At 61.7% G+C, this 20,781-nt stretch carries 15 protein-coding genes; 10 read left to right on the top strand and 5 right to left on the bottom strand.

Annotated elements, in window-relative coordinates; translation table 11 throughout:
• Positions 1 to 8: 8 nt before the first annotated feature.
• On the bottom strand, positions 9 to 2,207 hold the full coding sequence (locus I2H81_RS00295) for a transglycosylase domain-containing protein (RefSeq protein ID WP_195644081.1): 2,199 nt from the start codon (positions 2,205 to 2,207) through the stop codon (positions 9 to 11).
• A gap of 162 nt (positions 2,208 to 2,369) precedes the next feature.
• On the opposite strand from I2H81_RS00295, the gene I2H81_RS00290 reads away from it, so the two are divergent.
• From I2H81_RS00290 to I2H81_RS00275, 4 genes are all read left to right on the top strand, one after another.
• Positions 2,370 to 4,328, top strand: a complete 1,959-nt coding sequence (locus I2H81_RS00290; protein WP_195644080.1) for a peptidase U32 family protein — start codon at positions 2,370 to 2,372, stop codon at positions 4,326 to 4,328.
• 97 nt (positions 4,329 to 4,425) lie between these two features.
• Positions 4,426 to 5,637, top strand: coding sequence for a tyrosine--tRNA ligase (tyrS, locus tag I2H81_RS00285; protein ID WP_117635320.1), 1,212 nt, complete (start codon positions 4,426 to 4,428; stop codon positions 5,635 to 5,637).
• 276 nt (positions 5,638 to 5,913) lie between these two features.
• Entirely contained in the window at positions 5,914 to 7,734 is a 1,821-nt protein-coding gene (locus I2H81_RS00280) for an adenine deaminase (RefSeq protein WP_195644079.1), read from the top strand.
• A 206-nt stretch (positions 7,735 to 7,940) separates the two neighbouring features.
• Positions 7,941 to 8,735 (top strand): Cof-type HAD-IIB family hydrolase, encoded by a 795-nt coding sequence (locus I2H81_RS00275; protein WP_195644078.1) that lies wholly within the window; start codon positions 7,941 to 7,943, stop codon positions 8,733 to 8,735.
• A 118-nt stretch (positions 8,736 to 8,853) separates the two neighbouring features.
• Here the strand turns inward: I2H81_RS00275 and I2H81_RS00270 are convergent, their stop codons facing one another.
• The 3 genes from I2H81_RS00270 to I2H81_RS00260 form a co-directional block, all read right to left on the bottom strand.
• Positions 8,854 to 9,696, bottom strand: a complete 843-nt coding sequence (locus I2H81_RS00270) for a Cof-type HAD-IIB family hydrolase (protein ID WP_195644077.1) — start codon at positions 9,694 to 9,696, stop codon at positions 8,854 to 8,856.
• Between the two features lie 87 nt (positions 9,697 to 9,783).
• The gene (locus I2H81_RS00265; RefSeq protein ID WP_195644076.1) at positions 9,784 to 11,202 is read right to left on the bottom strand and encodes a citrate synthase; all 1,419 of its coding nucleotides are present in this window, start codon (positions 11,200 to 11,202) and stop codon (positions 9,784 to 9,786) included.
• A gap of 77 nt (positions 11,203 to 11,279) precedes the next feature.
• Positions 11,280 to 11,567, bottom strand: a complete 288-nt coding sequence (locus I2H81_RS00260) for an ACT domain-containing protein (protein ID WP_006235289.1) — start codon at positions 11,565 to 11,567, stop codon at positions 11,280 to 11,282.
• Positions 11,568 to 11,871: 304 nt separating this feature from the next.
• Here I2H81_RS00260 and rpmE point away from each other — a divergent pair, with 304 nt between their 5' ends.
• From rpmE to I2H81_RS00230, 6 genes are all read left to right on the top strand, one after another.
• On the top strand, positions 11,872 to 12,297 hold the full coding sequence (rpmE, locus tag I2H81_RS00255; RefSeq protein WP_006235303.1) for a 50S ribosomal protein L31: 426 nt from the start codon (positions 11,872 to 11,874) through the stop codon (positions 12,295 to 12,297).
• Positions 12,298 to 12,604: 307 nt separating this feature from the next.
• Positions 12,605 to 15,412 carry a preprotein translocase subunit SecA gene (gene secA, locus I2H81_RS00250; protein WP_195644075.1) on the top strand — a complete coding sequence of 936 codons (2,808 nt, stop codon included), beginning with the start codon at positions 12,605 to 12,607 and terminating at the stop codon, positions 15,410 to 15,412.
• Positions 15,412 to 16,560: a peptide chain release factor 2 gene (prfB, locus tag I2H81_RS00245; protein ID WP_195644066.1), complete on the top strand. Its 1,149-nt coding sequence runs from the start codon at positions 15,412 to 15,414 to the stop codon at positions 16,558 to 16,560. Before secA ends, prfB begins: the two co-directional genes overlap by 1 nt.
• Before the next feature lie 166 nt (positions 16,561 to 16,726).
• Positions 16,727 to 17,617, top strand: a complete 891-nt coding sequence (locus I2H81_RS00240; protein WP_195644064.1) for a YitT family protein — start codon at positions 16,727 to 16,729, stop codon at positions 17,615 to 17,617.
• Between the two features lie 207 nt (positions 17,618 to 17,824).
• A complete protein-coding gene (locus tag I2H81_RS00235; protein ID WP_195644061.1) occupies positions 17,825 to 18,655 on the top strand; it encodes a transketolase in 831 nt (276 codons plus the stop codon).
• Between the two features lies 1 nt (position 18,656).
• On the top strand, positions 18,657 to 19,598 hold the full coding sequence (locus tag I2H81_RS00230; RefSeq protein WP_195644060.1) for a transketolase family protein: 942 nt from the start codon (positions 18,657 to 18,659) through the stop codon (positions 19,596 to 19,598).
• Positions 19,599 to 19,740: 142 nt separating this feature from the next.
• On the opposite strand, the gene I2H81_RS00225 is transcribed toward I2H81_RS00230, so the two are convergent.
• Positions 19,741 to 20,235, bottom strand: coding sequence for a hypothetical protein (locus I2H81_RS00225; RefSeq protein WP_195644059.1), 495 nt, complete (start codon positions 20,233 to 20,235; stop codon positions 19,741 to 19,743).
• Between the last annotated feature and the right edge of the window lie 546 nt (positions 20,236 to 20,781).

The following is a 20,781-nucleotide window of genomic DNA, read 5'->3' as shown; positions in this document are numbered from 1 at the left end:
CGTACTTCTTAGCCGACCGTATCGTCAGGCGTGGGCGAGGGGTCTGGAGTGGGCGTAGGCGTAGGCGTGCCGCCATCGCCGCCGGTCGAACCACCAGTGGAGCCGCCCGTCGAGCCACCGGTCGTACCGGTGCCGCCGGTGGTGTCGCCGCCTGTGGTCTCGGTGGTCGTGGTCGTCGTGGTAGTCGTTGTGGTGGTTTCCTCTTCCTCTTCGTCCTCGTCCTCGTCCTTGTCGTCGTTCTCCGACTTCTTGGTGTTGTTGGTGCCGTAGAACTTCCAGACGCTGTTGTTCTTGTAGGTGGGCGCCGTTCCGGTCGCAAACTCCTCGCGCTCGGTACCGGTCAGAACGGTGTTCATAAACCGCTTAAAGACAGGCAGGTTGGTGCTGTCGCCCAGCAGGTCCGTGCCGTACTTTTGGATGGGGATCTCGCCCGCGGAATAGCCGGTCCACAGGGCGCATGCCAGCTGCGGGGTATAGCCGCAGAACCACAGGTTGGTGGTGTTGTCGGTGGTGCCCGTCTTGCCGGCATAGGGCTGGTTGACACTCAGGGCGCCGGCAGCACCCGTACCGCTGCCCTTCATGACGCCGGACAGAACATCGGTGACCGCGGCGGCCTCGCCCTCGGTAAGCACCTGTGAGGGATTGTCGGTGTGCTGGTACAGCACCGAACCGGTACGAGAGTCAATCTCGGCGATGGCGATCGGCTGGCGATAGTAGCCGCCGTTGGCAAACGTCGCGTAGGCGGCGGCCATCTCGAGCGGCGAGATCGAGCCGGTGCCGAGGGTCATGACGGGAACGTCCTCGATGTTGTCCTTGGCGGGGTCGATGCCGAGCTTTTTGACGAGCGAGATGATCTTGCTGTTGCCGACGGCTTCCGCCACCTGGATGTAGCCGGTGTTGGAGGAGTATGCCGTCGCCTGCTTAAGCGTGATGGTGCCGTAGCTTTGATTGGCGTAGTTTTGTACCTCGGTTGTGGTGCCCTTGGCCTTGAGCGGCGAGTTGCAGTTGAGGGTGACGTTGGGGTTCATGCCGTTTTGGATGGCAGTTGCCAGCGTAAAGGCCTTAAAGGTGGAGCCGACGGGACGCTTGGCCGTGGCATGGTTTACGTGGTTCTCGTCGGCGTTGTAGTCGTAGCCGCCCACCATGCACTTGATGTAGCCGATCTTGGGGTCGACGACGACCATGCCCATGTCCAGGCCGTCAAGCGAGAGCGTGTCGAGCTGCTCGCGGACGGCATTCTCTGCCACCTGCTGCATCGTGGGGTCGATGGTGGTCTTGACGGTCAGGCCGCCCTTAAAGAGCACGTCGGTCGAGAACTCCTGCTCCAGCAGCTGCTTGACGTAGGAGACAAAGTAGGGCTGCGAGTATACGTCGACGCCGCTGCCCGAGATTTCGGTCACGTTGAGGGTGATGGGCTCGGCCTGTGCGGCATCGTGCTCCTCCTGGGTGATGTGGCCCAGGCGCAGCATGTTGTCGAGAACCTTGTTGCGGCGGGACAGTGCCAGATCGGGATTGACCGTGGGGTCGTACTGCGAAGGCGAGTTGGGAAGGCCGATGAGTAGCGCGGCCTCGCTCAGGGTGAGGTCGGCGGCGCTCTTGGACAGATAGGTCTCGGCTGCGGCCTCGATGCCGTAGGTGCCGTGGCCGTAATAGATGGTGTTGAGGTACATCATGAGGATCTCGTCTTTGGAGTACATGTCCTCCATCTTGATGGCGATGTAGGCCTCGCGCACCTTACGCTCAATGGTCGAGTCGAACTGCTCCTCCTGCAGGATGGTGTTGCGCACAAGCTGCTGGGTGATAGTCGAGGCGCCTTCGTGCCCGCCGCCGAGGGTTGCCACCGCAGCACGCGCGATACCCCACAGGTCGATACCGCCGTGCTCGTAGAAGCGCTCGTCCTCGACGTCAACGGTGCCCTGCAGCACGTAGGGGGAGACCTCGTCCTTGGTGATGGATTTGCGGTTTTGCGTGTAGAATCTCGCGATCTTGTTGCCGTTGCAGTCGACGATCTCGGTGGGCTCGCTCACCAGATACGCGTTGGCGTCGGTGTAGTCGGGCAGATCGGACAGCCAGCGGTTGACGTTGCCGACCATGCCGATGCCAAACGCCACGCCCGCAATCAGCAGAAAGCCCAAAAACGAGAGCAGGATTATGGGCAGGGCGTGCGTCTTTGAACGGCTGTGTCCCTGTCGTTGGCGAGGACCCATATATTGACCTCCAGGTATGTCGTGCCGGACGGTGGATGTGCCGTCGGGGCAGGATGGACATAAGTTATTACACGATAAACCAAACGGGGCGCGCGAGGCCTCGTGTATGCTGGAAGACGGCATTTTTCAGAGTGAATGCATACCTTGGTAAGGAGTTTGTCGATGGCGATTCGGGCGATGGGGCCGAGCGGACAATGCGAGACTGGATTGGATGCTGCCGGTGCGGCGCTGCCCGAGCTGCTGGCACCGGCGGGCGGACTCGACCAGATGCTTGCGGCCATCGCCGCGGGTACCGATGCCATCTATGCGGGGTTGGGCGGCTTTAACGCCCGTGTGAGCGCCCACGGCTTTACGGATGACGAGTTTGCGCGCGGCTGCGCCGTGGCGCATGCCCATGGCGTGCGTGTGTACGTGACGCTCAACGTGTTCGTGTTTGACGATGAGTTGTCCGACGCGGTGGCGTTGGGAGCTCATGCACTGGAGCTGGGCGCCGATGCTCTGATTGTGGCCGATGCCGGGTTGGCCTGCGCGCTGAGCGCGGCGATTCCCGGGGTCGAGATTCACCTGTCTACGCAGGCGGGCGTTCATAGCGAAGGCGCCGTGCGGCTTGCCGCCGATGAGTTGGGGGTCGAGCGCGTGACGACGGCGCGCGAGCTGACGGTCGACGAGATTGCGGCGCTCTGTGCCACGGGCGTGCCCATCGAGGTATTCTGCCACGGTGCGATTTGCATCGGCTATTCGGGGGCGTGCGAGTTCTCGGCCCTGCGGCGTGGACGATCGGCGATGCGCGGCGACTGCACACAGCCGTGCCGTCTGGCGTACGACCTAGTGGACGAGGCGGGACAGAGCGTTGTCGCCGTTGAGGGGGATCGTCTGCTGTGTCCGCATGACTATCTGGGTATTGCGCATCTGCCCGAGCTTGTAGATGCCGGCGTGGCGTCGCTCAAGATCGAGGGGCGCATGAAGAACCCCGATTACGTATTCAACGTGGTGCGGGTTTGGCGCCGGGCGCTCGATATGCTGCGCGACGGCGCGTGGGACCCCGGTGCCGTGGAAGAGCTTGAGCGCGAACTGGGAAGGTCGTTTAACCGTGGGTTTACCGATGCGTACCTGCGAGGGCGTTCGGGTGCCGAGCTGATGAGCTTTGAGCGTGCAATTAACCAGGGCGTGCGCGTGGGGCGCTTGGTCGCTGTGGGCCACGAAGAGGTGACCGTTGAGCTCGATGCCGCCGTGGCGGCGGGTGACATGCTCGAGATTCGGTTCTATCCGGGCGTCGACGCGCGCCCCGATGTGCCCAAGCGCTGGCCGCAGGTGCCCTGCCCGGTGGATGCCGCAGCGGGGAAGCGCGTCGTCGTGCATTGCAAGCGTAAGGTGGACGCGGGCTGCGAGGTATACCTGATTCGCAGCGCCGGCGTGTTGGATCAGACAGCGGCGGTGTTGGAGCGCATGCGGGCCGAGGCGGATGCGATTGCACCCGTTGCGCGCGCCGTTGAGGTGCTGCCCTTTGAGGACGTTGCGGTGGATGGCGGTGCGTCGACGGAGTTGGCGGAGCGCGCGGTTCCCGCTCACATGGTTTTTGCTTGGCAGCTGATGGATGCCGATCCGCGCGGAGAACGCGATTTATCCGACGCCGTTGTGGTGCTGGACGAGGTGTGCCGCACGGGTGACGTTGATCGGACCCGCTCACTTATGCAGCGTGCCGGGCGCGTCGTCTGCCGCAACCTGGGACAGGTGGTGATCGCTCGCGAGCTGGGCATGACGTTTGACGTGGCGGCGCCGGTGTTCTGCGCGAATCGGGTCACGCTTACCTGGCTGCGCGGACTCGGGGCGGGGCGGGTGTACTTGTCGGCCGAGTTGCTCGGCAATGATGCGGAGCGTGTTGCCGAGCTTGCCGCTTGTCCCGGTGTCTTGGGGCCTGTCGATGCCGACCGTCCCGAGCTCATGGTGTGCGAGCACTGCTTGCTGACTGCCGAGGGCGCCTGCGCCACGGATGCAACGGGGCAGGTCCGTTGCCGTGACTGCTCGCGCCGTCAGCAGGCGCGCTTTTTGGTCGAACGTGACGGCACGCGTTTGCCGGTCGTTATCGACGCGTGCGGCAGGACGAGGATTTTCCTGTCGTAGGTGCCGCGTCGCGCTGTTTTGGTTATTATTAGTGGGTTTATGAACTTCCAGCACCGCCGTATCCGGTGAGGGTGCTATAGCAAAAGGAGGATACCCAATGCTGTCTGTTGACGAGCAAATGCGTATCATCACCTCGGGTGCAGCGCAGATCGTCCCCGAGGCCGACCTTCGCAAGAAGCTTGAGAAGGGCGAGCCCCTCAACATCAAGCTCGGCGTCGATCCCACCAGCCCCGACCTGCACCTGGGCCATGCCGTGCCCCTGCGCAAGATGCGTCAGTTCCAGGACCTGGGCCACAACGTCACCCTTATCATCGGCAACGGCACTGCGCTGATCGGCGACCCCTCGGGCAAGAACTCCACCCGCCCGCAGCTTTCGCAGGAGCAGATCGAGGCCAACGCCGAGACCTACGTGAGCCAGGCCATGAAGATCCTGGACCCCGAGAAGACCACCATCGTGCACAACGGCGACTGGATCCTTTCGATGGACCTGGCCGGCCTGCTGCAGGTGTGCTCCAAGTTCACCGTCGCCCGCATCCTTGAGCGCGACGACTTTACCAAGCGCTACCAGTCCCAGACGCCGATTGCCCTGCACGAGTTTCTGTACCCCGTGATGCAGGCCTTCGACTCCGTTCAGATCAAGGCCGACGTCGAGATGGGCGGCACCGACCAGCTCTTCAACCTGCTCGCCGGCCGCGAGCTCATGGAGAAGATGGGCATGGAGCCGCAGATCGCGCTTACCATGCCGCTGCTCGAGGGCACCGACGGCGTGCGCAAGATGTCCAAGTCCTATGGCAACTACATCGGCCTGACCGACGCTCCCAAGGATATGTTCGGCAAGACCATGTCCATCCCCGACGAGATGATCGGCAAGTACTATCGTCTGGCCAGCTCGCTCGCCCCGGCCGAGGTCGACAAGATCGACGCCGCCCTGGCCGATGGCTCCGCCGACCCCTACGAGCTCAAGCGCGCTCTAGGCCGCGACCTGTGCGACACCTACCACGGTGCTGGCGCCGGCGACGAGGCTCAGGCCGAGTTCGACCGTGTGTTCAAGGAGGGCCAGCTTGCCGACTTCCCCGAGAAGCACGTTGAGCTGACCGTCAACGACGAGGGCCAGATTTACCTCGCTGGCCTGCTCAAGGACCTGGGCCTTTCGGCCAGCGCCGGTCAGGCCCGCCGCGACATCGACGGCGGCGGCGTCAAGATCAACGGCAAGGCTGTGGCTTCCAAGAGCTACAACATCGATCCGAGCGCCCTCAAGCTGGGCGACACCCTCTCCGTGGGCAAGCGCAAGGGCTTCAAGTTGGTCTAGTAAGTAGGTTAACCTAACATGTGCAATAGGGCCGCAGCCGGAACGATTCCGACTGCGGCCTTTTTGGCACTTGGGGACGTTCCTTTTGTGTCGGCACTTTGGGACACTCCTTGTCATTGGTACAAAGCAACCTGTCCCCATTGCGCCAAGCGGCGTGTGCCGTTAAGCGGAGGGGGTGTATTCCCGACCCATCGTTTGGGCATACAATGGCTATTGTCTTGCTGCGGTGAAGGCCTGTCCGCTCCGCAGCTGTTTTCTACGGTTAAAGGAGAATGTATGTCCGTTGAGGTCATGAGGTCTGTGATCGAGGCCGCCGAGGGCCGCGTGCCCGTCGACACGCTGTTTACCAATGCGCAGATCGTCGACGTGTATGGCCAGCGTGTGGCGCCCGGTAGCGTTGCCGTCAAGGACGGTGTGATCGTCGGCGTGCTCTACGATGGTCGCGACGATGCCGCTGGCACCTACGAGGCAACTGAGGTCGTCGACTGCCAGGGTCGCTATCTCGCTCCCGGTTTTATTGACGGGCATCTGCACATTGAGTCCTCGAACATCCGTCCCGCCGAGTATGCTCGCATGGCCGCGACGCGCGGTACTACCACCGCCATTGCCGACAGCCACGAGATTGCCAATGTTGCCGGTCTCGACGGCCTGCGCTTTATGATCGAGGATGGTCGTCGTGCGCCCATCTCCATCAGGTACATGATGCCTTCGTGCGTGCCCGCACTGCCCGACGAGCAAGCGGGCGCTGTGATTACCGCCGCTGACATGCAGGCGTTTTTTGCCGAGCATCCGGGCGATGTCTTTGGTCTGGGCGAAATGATGAACCTGCCGGGCGTCTTTATGGCCGACCCCGAGACCTGTGCCCGCATCGATGCTGCCAACCAGACGCCGTCCAAGCAGGTTGACGGCCACGCGCCGCTCGTTGCCGGTAAGGACCTCAACGCCTATGCCGCAGCGGGCATTATCGCCGACCACGAGTCGACGATTCCCGAGGAGGCGCTCGACAAGCTGTCCCGCGGCATGTATGTGATGCTGCGTGAGGGTACGTGCAGCCACGACCTGGCCAATTTGTCTCCGATGCTGCTGGAGAACCCTGCCCGCGCCCGCCGCTGCTGCTTTGCGACCGACGACCGCGCTCCCTCCGATGCTCTTTCGACCGGCATGATCGACAATGCCTGCCGCGTGGCCATCGAGGCCGGCATCGACCCGGTGGTCGCTATCTCTATGGCGTCCCTCTCCACGGCCGAGGCGTTTGGCCTGGATCACGGCTGCCGCGACCCGCACGAGCTGCGTGGTGCGATTGCCCCGGGCAAGCGTGCCGACCTGTTGGTGCTCAATGACTTGACGTTTGCTACGGCTCCGCATCGAGTATATGCCGCCGGTGCTCTGGTGGCGCAGGACGGCACTTTTGTGGGCGAGGTCGCACCCGAGATGGCCGAGGTTGCGGCCCTTGCCGATGAGCTGCGCGCCTCCGTTAAGCTGCCGAAGCTTTCGCTCGACGTGTTTGACTATGCCTTTAAGCCGGGCGAGGCCGTGATTGACGTGGTACCGGGTAAGGCCATCACGGGTATGGTCCGTCCCGAGACTGACGAGGACTTGCGCCGCATTATGCTGATCGAGCGCCATGGCCGCGGCGTGTCGCTGCAGACCGAGGGTGCCGATGGCGACGGTCCCGCTGGCTTGGGCCTGGTCGGCAAACACATCGGTCGCGGCTGGGTGCGCGGTTTCACCATCACCGGTGGTGCCATTGCCTCCACGATCGGCCATGACTCGCACAACGTGTGCGTGGTGGGCGACAACGCCGCCGATATGATGGCTGCTGTCGAGGCCGTGGGCCAGGGCGGCCACGTGCTGGTGCGTAGCGGCGAGGTCGTGGCGCGCATTCCGCTGGCGCTCGGTGGCCTGATGAGCGAAGGCACGGCCGAGGACGTTGCCGCGCAGCACGACGACTTTATGGTCAAGGCGCGCGCCATGGGTATTGAGCCGCCGCTCGACCCCATCATGGGCATCATCTTCCTGCCCCTGCCGGTTATCCCGACGCTCCGCATCCGCCCCGAGGGCATGTTCGACGTTACAACCTTCACCTACGCCGACTAGTCATCGGGGACGTTCTTAAACGACTAGTCGTTGGGGACACTCTTTGGCGTGTCGCCTGACGCTGCGATTGTGGGACCTCTGGCATGTGTGAGCTATTTGCCAGGTCCTTGTAACGTTTACGCCCGCGGAGTCTTATTTGAGCTCCCTTTGGGTACGTTGGAATCGGATACACGTTCGATTCCAACAAGCCCGAAGGGAGCTTTTCTATGTTTAAACTGATTGCATCCGATATGGACGGCACACTGCTTGACGAAAACGGCCAGGTGCCTCCCGAGACCTACGAACTGATTCTGGCGCTACACGAGCATGGCGTGCATTTCGCCGCATCGTCAGGTCGTCGCTACGATCGCCTGTGCGAGTTCTTTGCGCCCGTTCGCGACAAGATGGACTTTGTCGCCGCTAACGGCGCCCAAGTCTACGCCGACGGTAAGATGGTAGACCGTGAGGTGTATTCCCACCTGGCGATTCGAAGGCTCGCCCAAGCCGTCAGGACGTTTCCCAATCTGCATCTTGCGCTCTTTGACCGAACCAAGTCCTTCCTGCTCGATGACGAGTGCAAGTTCGTGCGTGAGGTCGATAAGGACCTTCCCAATGCCGAGCGTATTTGGGAGCTGCCCGATCCCAGCGTAAATATCATCAAAGCGAGTATCTTTTGCGACGACAGTGCGGTTATGGACAGTGCGTACGTGCTACAGCGCGAACTTGGTCAGCTCTTTACTTTTGCGCCTTCGGGCAACGCGTGGATCGATGCCATGCAGCCTGGTGTGTCGAAGGCCTCGGGTATCGCGCAGCTCGCGGAGCATTACGGCATTGGGCGCGACGAGGTCATGGCGTTTGGCGACTCGATGAACGACTACGAGATCATTCGCTTTGTCGGCACGGGTTGCGCGATGGAAAACGCGCGCCCCGCGCTTAAGGCGGTGGCCGATCGCGTAGTGGGTCGTAACCGCGACCACGCCGTCCAGCAGGAGCTCCGTCGCGTGCTGGAGAGTCTCTCCTAATCCGGCAGATGGGGACGTTCCTTTTCTGCCGACAGCGGGGGACAGTCCTTGCAGCTTTTTGCGAAGAGTGTCCCCAGTGACTAGTCGTTTAAGAACGTCCCCAATGACTGACCAATGACTAGGCGAGGGCGGCCATGATGGTGCGGGCGACGCCGTCGTGGTCGTTGTCGTATTTAGTGATGGCGTCGGCGGCCTCGCAGTCTTCGGACTCGGCGTTGATCATGGCCATGCCGTGGCCCGCTGCCTGCAGCATGGGGATGTCGTTGATGTTGTCGCCGAACGCCCAGGCGTCGGCGAGACGCTCGCCCAGGTGCTCGCATAGCCACGTGAGGGCCGTCCCCTTGGTGGCGCCCTCACCCATGACCTCGATATTCATGGCGTAAGAACGCGTGACCTCAATTCCTCCGAGCGTGTCGAGCGCCGCCGCGATGGCGTCGCGATCGGCGGGGTCGTGCCAGTACATAGCGATGCGTTCGAGCGTCTCGACCTCGTCGATTTTGCTGTCGATATCCATGTCGATCGGCGTTCGTGTGCGCTTGAGCGAAGCCGCGATGTGGGGGTCGCCGCCGCAGAACTCATCCAGACGCCCGTATAGCGAGCGGGGGAGGAAGCACTGTCCATCCGCGAAGATATCGAAGGTCACATCGTGGCCGGCGGCAATGCGATGGATGCGGTGGGCGATGGCGCGGTCGAGCGGTCGGCTCAAAATGCGCATAGCACGTGAAGTATCGGTGGGCGTACCGTCGTCGAGTTGCCAGACGCTGGCGCCGTTGGCGCAGACCGCGTAGTGTACGGCGGGGTGGGCGAGGATGGGCTCAAAGATGCCCGACAGCGGGCGCCCCGTGCAGGGCACAAACTCAATACCGCGGCGCGCAAGCTCGTCGAGCATCGCCCAGGTGGCATCGCTCATCTGCTTATCGCTCGTCAACAGCGTCCCATCCATATCGGAAAACACAATCATTTGATGCAGCCCTTTCTGCTGGCATAAAAAGCGTGGCCGAGGGCGGAGATGCCCTGGCCACGCTCGAGTTCTATAACGGTCCGCGTCCTAGCGGTCGGCGAGCGGCTTGTACTCCAGCGGCTCGATCACCGGACGATAGGCCGGGCGAATAATACGGTGCGCGCAGAAGAGCTCTTCCATGCGGTGCGCCGACCAGCCTGCCATGCGGGCGACGGCGAATAACGGCGTAAAAAGCGTCTCGGGCACGCCGAGCATCTTGTAGATAAAGCCCGTGTACAGGTCGATGTTGGCGCAGATGGGCTTGGTCATGCCGTGGTCGCGCATGACCTGGGGTGCCAGGCGCTCGATGCGCTCGATGAGTGCGAACTCTTCGCCCAAGTCCTTCTTGGCTGCCAGCGAGCGCGCGTAACGGCGGCAGACCTCGGCGCGCGGGTCGCTCAGCGTGTAGACGGCGTGGCCCATACCGTAGATGAGACCCGTGCCGTCGAAGGCCTGCTTGTCGAGGATCTTGCCCAGGTAGGCTGCGACCTCGTCCTCGTCCTCCCAGTTGGAGACATGCGCGCGGATGTCCTCGTGCATGGACACGACCTTGGCGTTGGCACCGCCGTGGCGTGGGCCCTTGAGCGAGCCGATAGCCGCGGCGTAGGCGGAATACGGGTCGGTGGCCGAAGACGACAGCACGCGGCAAGCGAAGGTGGAGTTGTTGCCGCCGCCGTGCTCGGCATGCAGCATGAGCATCACGTCGAGCAGCATGGCTTCGTCGCGGGTGAACGCCATGCCACCGCGCAAGACCTGTAGGATAGTCTCGGCGGTGGAGAGACCGGGCGTGGGGTGCGGCACGTGAACCTCGGAGCCGCGAAGCTTGGCGACCGAGGCCATGTGTGCGAAGGCGGCGATGCGCGGGAGACGTGCGAGCATGGAAATGGCGACGTCGATTTCATGTTCGGGCGTGATCACGTCTGGTTCGGCATCGAAGGCGTAGAGCAGCAGTACGGCGCGCTGGAGCACGTTCATGATGCTCGACGACACCGTGGTCATAGGGAACTCTTTAACGTACTCGTCGCTCAGATGTCTAAAGGCGCCCAGGCGCTCGCAAAAGCCGTCGAGCTCTTCCTTGTTAGGGAGCGAACCCGTGATAAGCAGATAGGCGACTTCCTCATAGCCGTAGCGATTCTCGGCCTGGGCATTGTTGACCAGATCCTCGATGCTGTAGCCGCGAAGCGTGAGCTTGCCCTGATCGGGCACGACCTTTCCGTCGACCTTGTTGTAGCCGTGCACATCCGAGATACGAGTGAGACCCGCGACCACGCCCGAGCCGTCGGCATTGCGTAGGCCGCGCTTGACATTGTGCTCGACAAACAGGCCCTCGTCATAAGGGTCGGTCGGCAGGCCGTGGTAGAGGCTTTCGCTCTCAGACGAAATCTGGCGGCTTGCTTCGTAATCCAGGACTAGTCGGCTCAAGTGGTCATCGAAGCGGTAATAGATTTTCTTGGCGTCGTAGGCCATGCGCGCTCCTCTCCGGGCCGCATCGGGGTGGCCTGCATGGGCATGCGCGTGTCAGGCTATCCCCAGCGGCCTGTTCGCTACAGGCGGTACATAAAGTTAAAGACGTCCTCGCGCTGGATGGACACGTTGACGCCCGAAAGCTCGCCGGCCTCGGCCAGGGCCTTCTGCAGCTCAGCGAAGTCGAGCTTGGACTCGGCGGTATCGGCCAACATGGTCATGGTGAAGATGTCCTCGATAATGGACTGCGTGATGTCGCGGATGTCGACGTTGGCCTCGCCCAGGACACGGGTGACGCCGGCGACGATGCCGGGGCGGTTCTTGCCAAGGACGGTGATGACGATACGGGAGGACGAGATCTCGGCCATGGGAAACCCTTTCGCGTGGTTGCGGCGCGCGGGGCGCTCCGCTACGGTACAGTGTTCATCATTGTACCTGTCTGGCGCCAAAAGGGGTGTGCTTACTGCGGCGTTACACGTCTGCAACATGGGAGAAGGGGCGACAGGGTGCGTGTCCGCTGCGGTTGGCCACGCCGCGTTGCACAAAGACCGTGAACCTTTTGTGGGACGCGCGGCGCCGTGGTACCATAGCCGAGTTTGTTGTCTTGGTCGGAAACCAAGACGCCTTATGCGCTGATCGGTAACCAGCGCCTGACCAATAAGGAGTCCTACCATGAAGCAGGGTATCCATCCCCAGTATGTCGAGTGCACGGTGACGTGCTCCTGCGGCAACACCTTCAAGACGCACGCTACCGTGTCCGAGATGAAGGTCGAGCTTTGCAACGAGTGCCACCCGTTCTACACCGGCCAGCAGAAGTTCGTCGACACCGGTGGACGCGTCCAGCGCTTCGCCGACAAGTTCGGTGGCGCCGCTGCCGCCCAGCTCAAGAAGGCTGAGGAGGCCAAGGCCGCCAAGGCCGCCAAGGCTGCTGAGGCCGAGGCCGCTCGCAAGGCCGCCGCTGAGGCTAAGGCCGCCGAGAAGGCTAAGCGTGCCGCTAAGTTCGCCGAGGAGGCTGCCAAGCAGGCCGCCGAGGCTCCCGCAGAGGCTCCCGTCGAGGAGGCCGCTGCCGAGGCCGAGACCACCGAGGCTGCTGAGTAAATAGCTCGCCGCGGAATCACTCGCATTCATGGCATGAGGGCCGTGCATCCATTTGGGTGCGCGGCCCTTTTCTTTTTATTGGTGCAAGCTAACCTGTCCCCGTGGCACCAAATGGCAGAGAGACGGCGTTTGCTCAGATAAAACTTGCCAAAATAAACCTGTCCCATTGTGGCAGGTTGGTCGTAGTTATTACGTGGCGGTCGAGGTCGACCGTATAGGCCGCGCCCTGTTTGGCTAAAGTACAATTATCTGTGTTTAACTCGCCCGCAGCTGCACGGCGTGGGCGATGGCCAAAAAGGAAAACCACATGGGATTCATGTCAAAGCTGCTGTCCTTTGGATCCGATAAGGACCTTAAGCGCTACTACAAGATCGTCGACCAGATCAACGGTCTTGAGCCCCAGTTTGAGAAGATGACCGAGGAGGAACTCCGCGGCCAGACCGATAAGTTCCGCGAGCGTTACGCCAACGGTGAGTCGCTCGACGACATGCTCCCCGAGGCCTTTGCCACCGTGCGTGAGGCTTCCAAGCGCACCATGGGTATGCGCCACTTTGACGTGCAGCTCATTGGCGCCATGGCGCTGCACGAGGGCCACATCGCCGAGATGAAGACCGGCGAAGGTAAGACCCTCGTCTCCACGTTGGCCGGCTATCTCAACGCCATTGCCGGCAAGGGCGTGCACGTCGTTACCGTCAATGATTACCTTGCCAAGCGCGACTCCGAGTGGATGGGCCGCATCTATAAGTACCTGGGCATGACCGTCGGTCTGCTCCAGAACAACATGCCGCTTGAGCTCAAGCGCCCGGCCTACCAAGCCGACGTCACCTACGGCACCAACTCCGAGTTCGGCTTTGATTACCTGCGCGACAACATGGTTACCCGTCCCGAGCAGCGCGTGCAGCGCGGCCACAACTACGCCATCGTCGACGAGGTTGACTCCATCCTGATCGATGAGGCTCGCACCCCGCTGATCATCTCGGGCGCTGGTACCAAGTCCGCCAGTACCTACAAGGACTTCGCGCGTGCCGTGCGTGGCCTTGAGCGCGGCGAGGACGTGTCGCACGACATGCTTACCGCCACCGAGGACGTTGAACCCACGGGCGACTACGTCATGGACGAGGCCAAGCACACCATCGCCGCCACCGAGCGCGGTCTTAAGAAGATCGAGCGCCGCCTGGGTATCGATGACATCTATGCCGATCTCTCCGGCCAGCTGGTCAACCACCTGCAGCAGGCGCTGAAGGCCCAGTACATGTTCCACCGCGACAAGCAGTATGTGGTCACCAACGGCGAGGTCAAGATCGTCGACGAGTTCACCGGCCGCATTATGGAAGGCCGCCGTTACTCCGAGGGCCTGCACCAGGCCATCGAGGCCAAAGAGGGCGTGCTCGTACGCGAGGAGAACCAGACGCTGGCCACTATCACCTTGCAGAACTACTTCCGTCTGTATGACAAGCTCTCCGGCATGACCGGTACGGCACTCACCGAGGATGCCGAGTTCCGCGAGATCTACAAGCTGCCCGTCGAAGTCATCCCCTCCAACAAGCCCGTGCAGCGCGTGGACCACGAGGACCTGGTGTACCGTACCATTCAGGCCAAGTACAACGCCGTCGCCGACGATGTCGAGCAGCGTCACGCCAAGGGCCAGCCGGTCCTGGTGGGCACCGTCTCCATCGAGAGCTCCGAGAAACTGTCCGCCGCCCTTACCAAGCGCGGCATCGCGCACGAGGTCCTCAACGCCAAACATCACGAGCGCGAGGCTCATATCGTTGCCCAGGCCGGACGCTACGGCGCCGTGACCATCGCCACCAACATGGCCGGTCGTGGTACCGACATCCTGCTGGGCGGTAACCCCGACGAGCTGGTGCGCGAGCGCCTTGAGTACGAGGGCCTGACCATGGAGGACGTGACGCCCGAGCAGCTCGAGCAGTTTAACGCCGAGGCCAAGGAGACCTGCAAGGCTGAGCGCGAGCGCGTGCTTGCCGCCGGCGGCCTGACCGTTATCGGCACCGAGCGCCACGAGTCCCGTCGTATCGACAACCAGCTGCGCGGCCGCTCCGGCCGTCAGGGCGATCCGGGCGAGACCCAGTTCTACCTGTCGCTCGAGGACGACCTCATGCGCCTGTTCGGCGGCGACAAGATGGAGCGCGTCTCCAAGATGATGGTCACGGCCGACATGGGCGACGACATGCCCATCCAACACAAGATCATCTCCAAGGCCGTCGAGAGTGCCCAGCACAAGGTCGAGAGCATCAACTTCTCCATGCGCAAGAGCGTCCTTGAGTACGACGACGTCATGAACAAGCAGCGCCAGGTCATCTACGCCGAGCGCAATAAGATTCTGGACGGCAAGGACCTGACCGACCACATCACCGAGGTCATGCACGACACCGTGTACCGCTGCGTGCAGGAGTTCTGCACCAAGGACAGTCACGATGGCGAGCGCGACCTGGAGGGCCTGCGCAAGTGGGTTGTGGAGCTCACCGGCCACATCGATACGCCGAAGTTCCCCGACGAGGATTATGAGGCCCTGGCTGCCGATGTCCTGGCTTACGTAGAGAAGTGCTACAACATGAAGGCCGAGCGCTTGGGCGAGGACCTGATGCGCGAGCTCAACACCCAGGTCATGCTGCGCGTCATCGATACCCGCTGGATGAACTACCTGCAGGAGATGGACTACCTCAAGACCGGTATCGGCCTGCGCGGCTTTGGCCAGCGCGACCCGCTGGTCGAGTACAAGACCGAGGCCTACGGCGCGTTCCAGATCCTCGTCGACACCATGTACGAGGATTACCTGCGCACGGTTCTGCGCATCGAGATCAAGGCTGCCCCGCGTGCCGTGGAGCACAAGGAGGAAGCCGCTCTCGAGGGCGCGCACTTCTCCGGTCCTGCCGAGGTCGATGGTGACAACAGCGACTCGGTGCTGCGCAAGCAGGCGCAGGTGCAGGCCCGCACGGCTGTCCAGGGTGGTCCGGCTGCCGTCAACAACGGTGGCAAGGTGACCACCTATCGCAAGTCCGAGAGCGACGATCCGTACGTCAACGTGGGCCGCAACGACCCGTGCCCCTGCGGTAGCGGCAAGAAGTTTAAGTACTGCCACGGCAGGAATCGTTAATGGCTGAGGCTTTAGAGGTAACGCCCGCCGAGCTGGACGCGTTTGCGGACCGGCTCGGCGAGGTCGAGTCGTATCTCCACTTGGACGAAAAGCGCACGCGCGTGACCGAGCTCGAGGCCAAAAGCGTGGCCCCCGGCTTTTGGGATGACGCCGACGCCGCCCGTGCCACCATGGAGGAAATCGCGCGCACCAAGGAAGATATCGCTGCCGTGGACAACGCGCGCGGCGAGCTTTCCGATGCCCGCGCGGCGCTGGAGCTTGCCGAGGAGATGGGGGATGACCCCGACGCCGCGGCATTGCGCGAGGAGGCTGCCGCTACGGCAGAACGCCTGGCCCGCGCTATCGACGAGCTCGAGCTTTCGAGCTGGTTTACCGGTGAGTTCGATCACGGCGATGCCATTGTGACCATCAAGCCCGGACAGGGTGGCCTGGAGGCCCAGGACTGGACCTTCATGCTCTTTAAGATGTACATGAAGTACTGCCAGCGTCGCGGCTGGAAGGTCACCATCAACGACTGTCCCGCGGCCGAGGTCATCGGCATCGACCGCGCGACCTTTACCGTCGAGGGCAAGGACGCATTTGGCATGCTGCGCGCCGAGGCCGGCGTTCACCGCTTGGTGCGCATTAGCCCCACCGACGACAAGAAGCGCCGCCAGACCACGTTCGCTGGCGTCGAGGTCATCCCCGTGCTACCCGATGATATCGACATCGAGATCAGTCCCGATGACATTCGCGTGGACGTGTACCACGCGAGCGGCCCGGGCGGTCAGGGCGTCAACACCACCGACTCCGCCGTGCGCGTGACGCATTTTCCCAGCGGCATTGTGGTTACCTGCCAAAACGAGCGCAGCCAGATCCAGAACAAGGCCGCGTGCATGCAGATCCTCAAGGCTCGCCTGTACGAGATTGAGCTCGAGAAGCGCGCCGAGGCGCTCGATGAGATTCGCGGACCCAAAACCACGATCGGTTTTGGCAACCAGATTCGCAGCTATGTACTCTACCCGTACCAGATGGTCAAGGATCTGCGCTCGGGCGTGGAGACCAGCAATGTCGAGGCCGTTCTTGACGATGGCGACCTGGACCCGTTTGTTATTGGCTACCATCGCTGGGCCACCGGCAACGCCGACGCGGAGACCCCATCTGCATAAATCGCTTGGTTTATGTGGGAATGGATAAAACCCTCCGAGCAGGGTGGTTTTGTATCCAAAGCAAACCCTGCGCAGGGGTGGTTTTTGTTCGGCGAATCGGTAGAATCGAATACAGCAAGAAGTTCGAAGCGCATCCGTTTGAGTGCGCTTTTTTGAGGGAGGCAGCATGGCATATCGACTGGACATCAAGCGCATTCTTTCGATGAACTTCTTTCACGATCTGCCCCAGATTATGCTGGGGTGCGCTCTGGCCGCTATTGCGACCGACCTGTTTTTGATTCCCAACGGCCTTGCCGCCGGTGGCGTCACAGGCCTTGCGACTATCATCCAGGCCCTCGGTGCGGCGCGAGGCGTGTCGCTTCCCGTCGGTATCCAGACCATTGTGATGAACGCCTTGCTGTTACTGGTCGTCATGCGCGAGGGCGGCATGTTCTACGTGGTGCAGACGGCGACGGGCTTTGTGCTGCTGGGCTTCTTTACCGACCTGTTCGCCCCGTTTGTAGCACCTCTGGCGCATGCGGACCTGATGCTTCCCGCTATGTGGGGCGGCATTATTACGGGCATCGGTTACGGCATGGTGCTGCGTGCCGGCGCCAACACCGGCGGCTCGGACACGATTGGCCAGATCATCTCGCGTAACACCTCGCTGCCGGTGGGCTCGACCGTTATGGCAATCGATGTTGCCGTATGCGCGGCATCGGCTCCGGTCTTCTCGCTCGAAAATGCCCTGTACGCAGGACTTTCGATGGTGATTAGCGGCTATGTGATCGATGCGGTGGTCGATGGCGGCAACAAGCGTCGTATGGTACTCATCATCTCGGATAACTTCCCCGATATCGCGGCCGACATCATGTATGGTCTGGGCCGCGGCTGCACCAAATTAAAGGCGACCGGCATGTATTCGGGCGCCGAGAAGCCGGTGATCATGGTCATCGTGAGCCGTCGAGAGCTCAATACCCTCAAGACGATCGTGCGCGAGCGCGATCCTCACGCCATTGTGACGGTCGCCGACGTTACGGAAGCCTTCGGCGAGGGATTCAAGGACATTAACGCGTAGGGTCGACCGCGTTCCATCCAAAAGACGTTCACATTGATAAACCGTTTCATCAGCGGTTCTGCCTGCTCAATTGCTCAAAAAATGATAAAAAGTCTGGTAAAGCCATCAGTTTCCAGCATAATGAATGACGTACGTGCATTGCGGCTGTGTTGGGATTACCTTCGGTGCCGCGCGCATTTTGTCTAATGAGGATGAAAGGAAGGCACAATGAGCGACGAAGAGCTCAAAAAGGTTGCCAACGAGGTAAGGAAGGGCATCGTCACCGGCGTGCACGCTGCCAAGTCCGGCCATCCGGGCGGTTCGCTCGGCGCTGCCGACATCATGACCTATCTGTACTTTGAGGAAATGAACGTCGACCCGGCCGATCCCCGCAAGGCCGACCGCGATCGCTTTGTGCTTTCCAAGGGCCATTGCGCTCCGGGTCTGTACGCCGTGCTCGCCGAGCGCGGGTTCTTCCCCAAGGAGGATCTTGAGACGCTGCGCCACATCGGCAGCCACCTGCAGGGCCATCCCAACATGAACGACACTCCGGGCGTTGACATGTCCACCGGTTCACTCGGCCAGGGCATCTCCGCCGCCGTGGGCATGGCCGTTGCCGCCAAGCACTGGGGCGACGACTATCGCACCTACGCCCTGCTGGGCGATGGCGAGAGCGAGGAGGGCCAGGTCTGGGAGGCCGCCATGTTTGCCGGCAACCAGCAGCTCGACAACCTCTGCGTGATCGTCGACCACAACGGCCTGCAGATCGACGGTCCCGTCGAGGAAGTCAACGACCCCATGCCGCTCGCCGACAAGTTCCGCGCCTTCAAGTTCCACGTGGTGGAGCTTGCCGACGGCAACGATTTCGACCAGATCCGCGCCGCCTTTGCCGAGGCCCACGCCACCAAGGGTCAGCCGACCGCCATTATCGCCGAGACCCTGAAGGGCAAGGGCGTCTCCTTTATGGAGAACCAGGTGGGTTGGCACGGCAAGGCCCCCAACGATGAACAGTTTGAGCAGGCCATGGCAGAGCTCACGGCCGCCGGAGAGGAGCTCTAGGATGGCAGACGTCAAGAAAGTCGCCACGCGTGTAAGCTACGGCGAGGCCCTCGTCGAGCTCGCCAACGAGCACGATGACTTTGTGGTCCTCGACGCCGACCTGGCCGCCGCCACTCAGACCGGTAAGTTCAAGGCGGCCTGCCCCGACCGCTTCTTCGATGTGGGCATTGCCGAGAGCAACCTGATGGGCGTCGCCGCCGGTATCGCGACCACCGGTCGTGTTGCCTTCGCGAGTACCTTTGCCATGTTTGCCGCCGGTCGCGCCTTTGAGCAGGTTCGTAACTCCATCGGCTACCCGCACCTCAACGTTAAGATCGGCGCCACGCACGCCGGTATCTCGGTGGGCGAGGACGGCGCCACGCATCAGTGCTGCGAGGATATCGCCCTCATGCGCGTCATCCCCGGCATGACTGTGATCGTTCCTGCCGACGACGTCGAGGCCCGCGCCGTGACGCGCGCCGCCTACGAGTGCGACGGCCCGGTGTACATGCGCTTCGCCCGCTTGGCCTCGCCGGTTATCAACGACCCCGAGACCTACAAGTTCGAGTTGGGCCGCGGCATTGTCATGCGCGAGGGCGCCGATGTGACCATCATCGCCTGCGGTCTGATGGTCGGCGAGGCTCTCGAGGCCGCCGAGCAGCTTGCTGCCGAGGGCATCGACGCCGAGGTCATCAACATGCACACCATCAAGCCCATCGATGCCGACCTGATCGTCAAGAGCGCCACCAAGACCGGCCACGTCGTGACCGTCGAGGAGCACTCTGTGATCGGTGGCCTGGGCAGCGCCGTTGCCGACGTCCTGTGCGAGCAGTGCCCGACGCCGCTCAAGAAGATCGGCGTCAACGACACCTTCGGTGAGTCTGGCCCGGGTGCCGAGCTCCTGCACAAGTACGGCCTGGACGCCGCCAACATCGTGGCGACCACCAAGGAGTTCTTGGCATAAGGCAAGACGGATCTCAAGGACTGCTTCGCCAGAACTATAAAACTGCTTCGCCAGTACTATGGAAACCCGGCAGGGGCGCTCTCTTGGAGAGCGCCCCTGTTTCAGTTGCGGTGAAATAAGGACTGTTTGCCAGCCTAAAGGCTCAATTAATCCGTATTTCACCGCAACTTTCGAAGGCGTTCCCGCTTGTGCTGGCGGCGGCACGACGATTGATTGCTGCCTGGCACAGGGTTGCTACATTGGGCGCGTCATGGCCTTTATATGTCATGGCGAGCAAAGCGGCATCATAGATTTCGTCGTTGGTCATATCGCCGGCATCGATGGGGCAGAAGGTGAGTATCGAATCCTGCTCAGCGAGCTCGGCGAGATTGATCGTTTCGCTCATGGCAAAGGCATCATCGAGGACGAGTGTGGCACTCGTGCATGGAATTTGATAGATCGTGCCGTCCGCAGCGATGGGGGAACCTGCTGCCTCGAGCGTGTAGACACCTTGTATGAGATTGATGCCAGAGCCATCGGAGGCGACGAACTCAATCCTGTCGACCGTTATTCCGTCGATGGTCTTGCCCGTAATGTGTATCGGAACGCGCGATGCCCCGCTATCGGTATCCCAGCCCGCAGCCGCGACATTCAGCACGATGGCGTGCTCCGAATGGGCAGATATAAAGTGCGACAACACCTGCCGCAGATAAAGACCCAAACAGCTACCGCCGATGATGCCGATTATCAGCATGCAGATAAGGATAGCCGCAACGTGGTTCCGAGGCTTTACCCGAAGTCCAGAATCAGCAGAGACGCCATTGACGGCAACCCCGCACGCCGTGCAGTACCTAACACCATCGCGTAACCCAGTTCCACAATAAGGACAATTCATACCAGCCTCCCGTAACCATAGGCGTTCTAATCGAGGCCACTGTAAAGCGATAATCCAAATCCAAGTTGCGCAACAATGAGCCCCAATATAAGTTGCGGTGAAATAAGGACTGATTAGGGCTTTTAACTGCTAAAACAGTCCCTATTTCACCGCAACTTCTAAAGAGGCTGTATCAAGCAGGATTTCTATTGGGATAAGGGCCCATTCCAGCCACGTTCAATTCAGCCACCAAGCATGGCGCTGCTGCACTTAAGCAAAACCCAGCGACCCCTTAGCTACCGCAGGCCGGGCGCAGGGTTACTCTCCAAA

The sequence above is a fragment of the Collinsella aerofaciens genome, assembly GCF_015561195.1.
Lineage (GTDB): Bacteria > Actinomycetota > Coriobacteriia > Coriobacteriales > Coriobacteriaceae > Collinsella > Collinsella aerofaciens_AC.
Note: the sequence above shows the minus strand (reverse complement) of the source record. Positions and strands in the feature narration are given on the sequence as shown.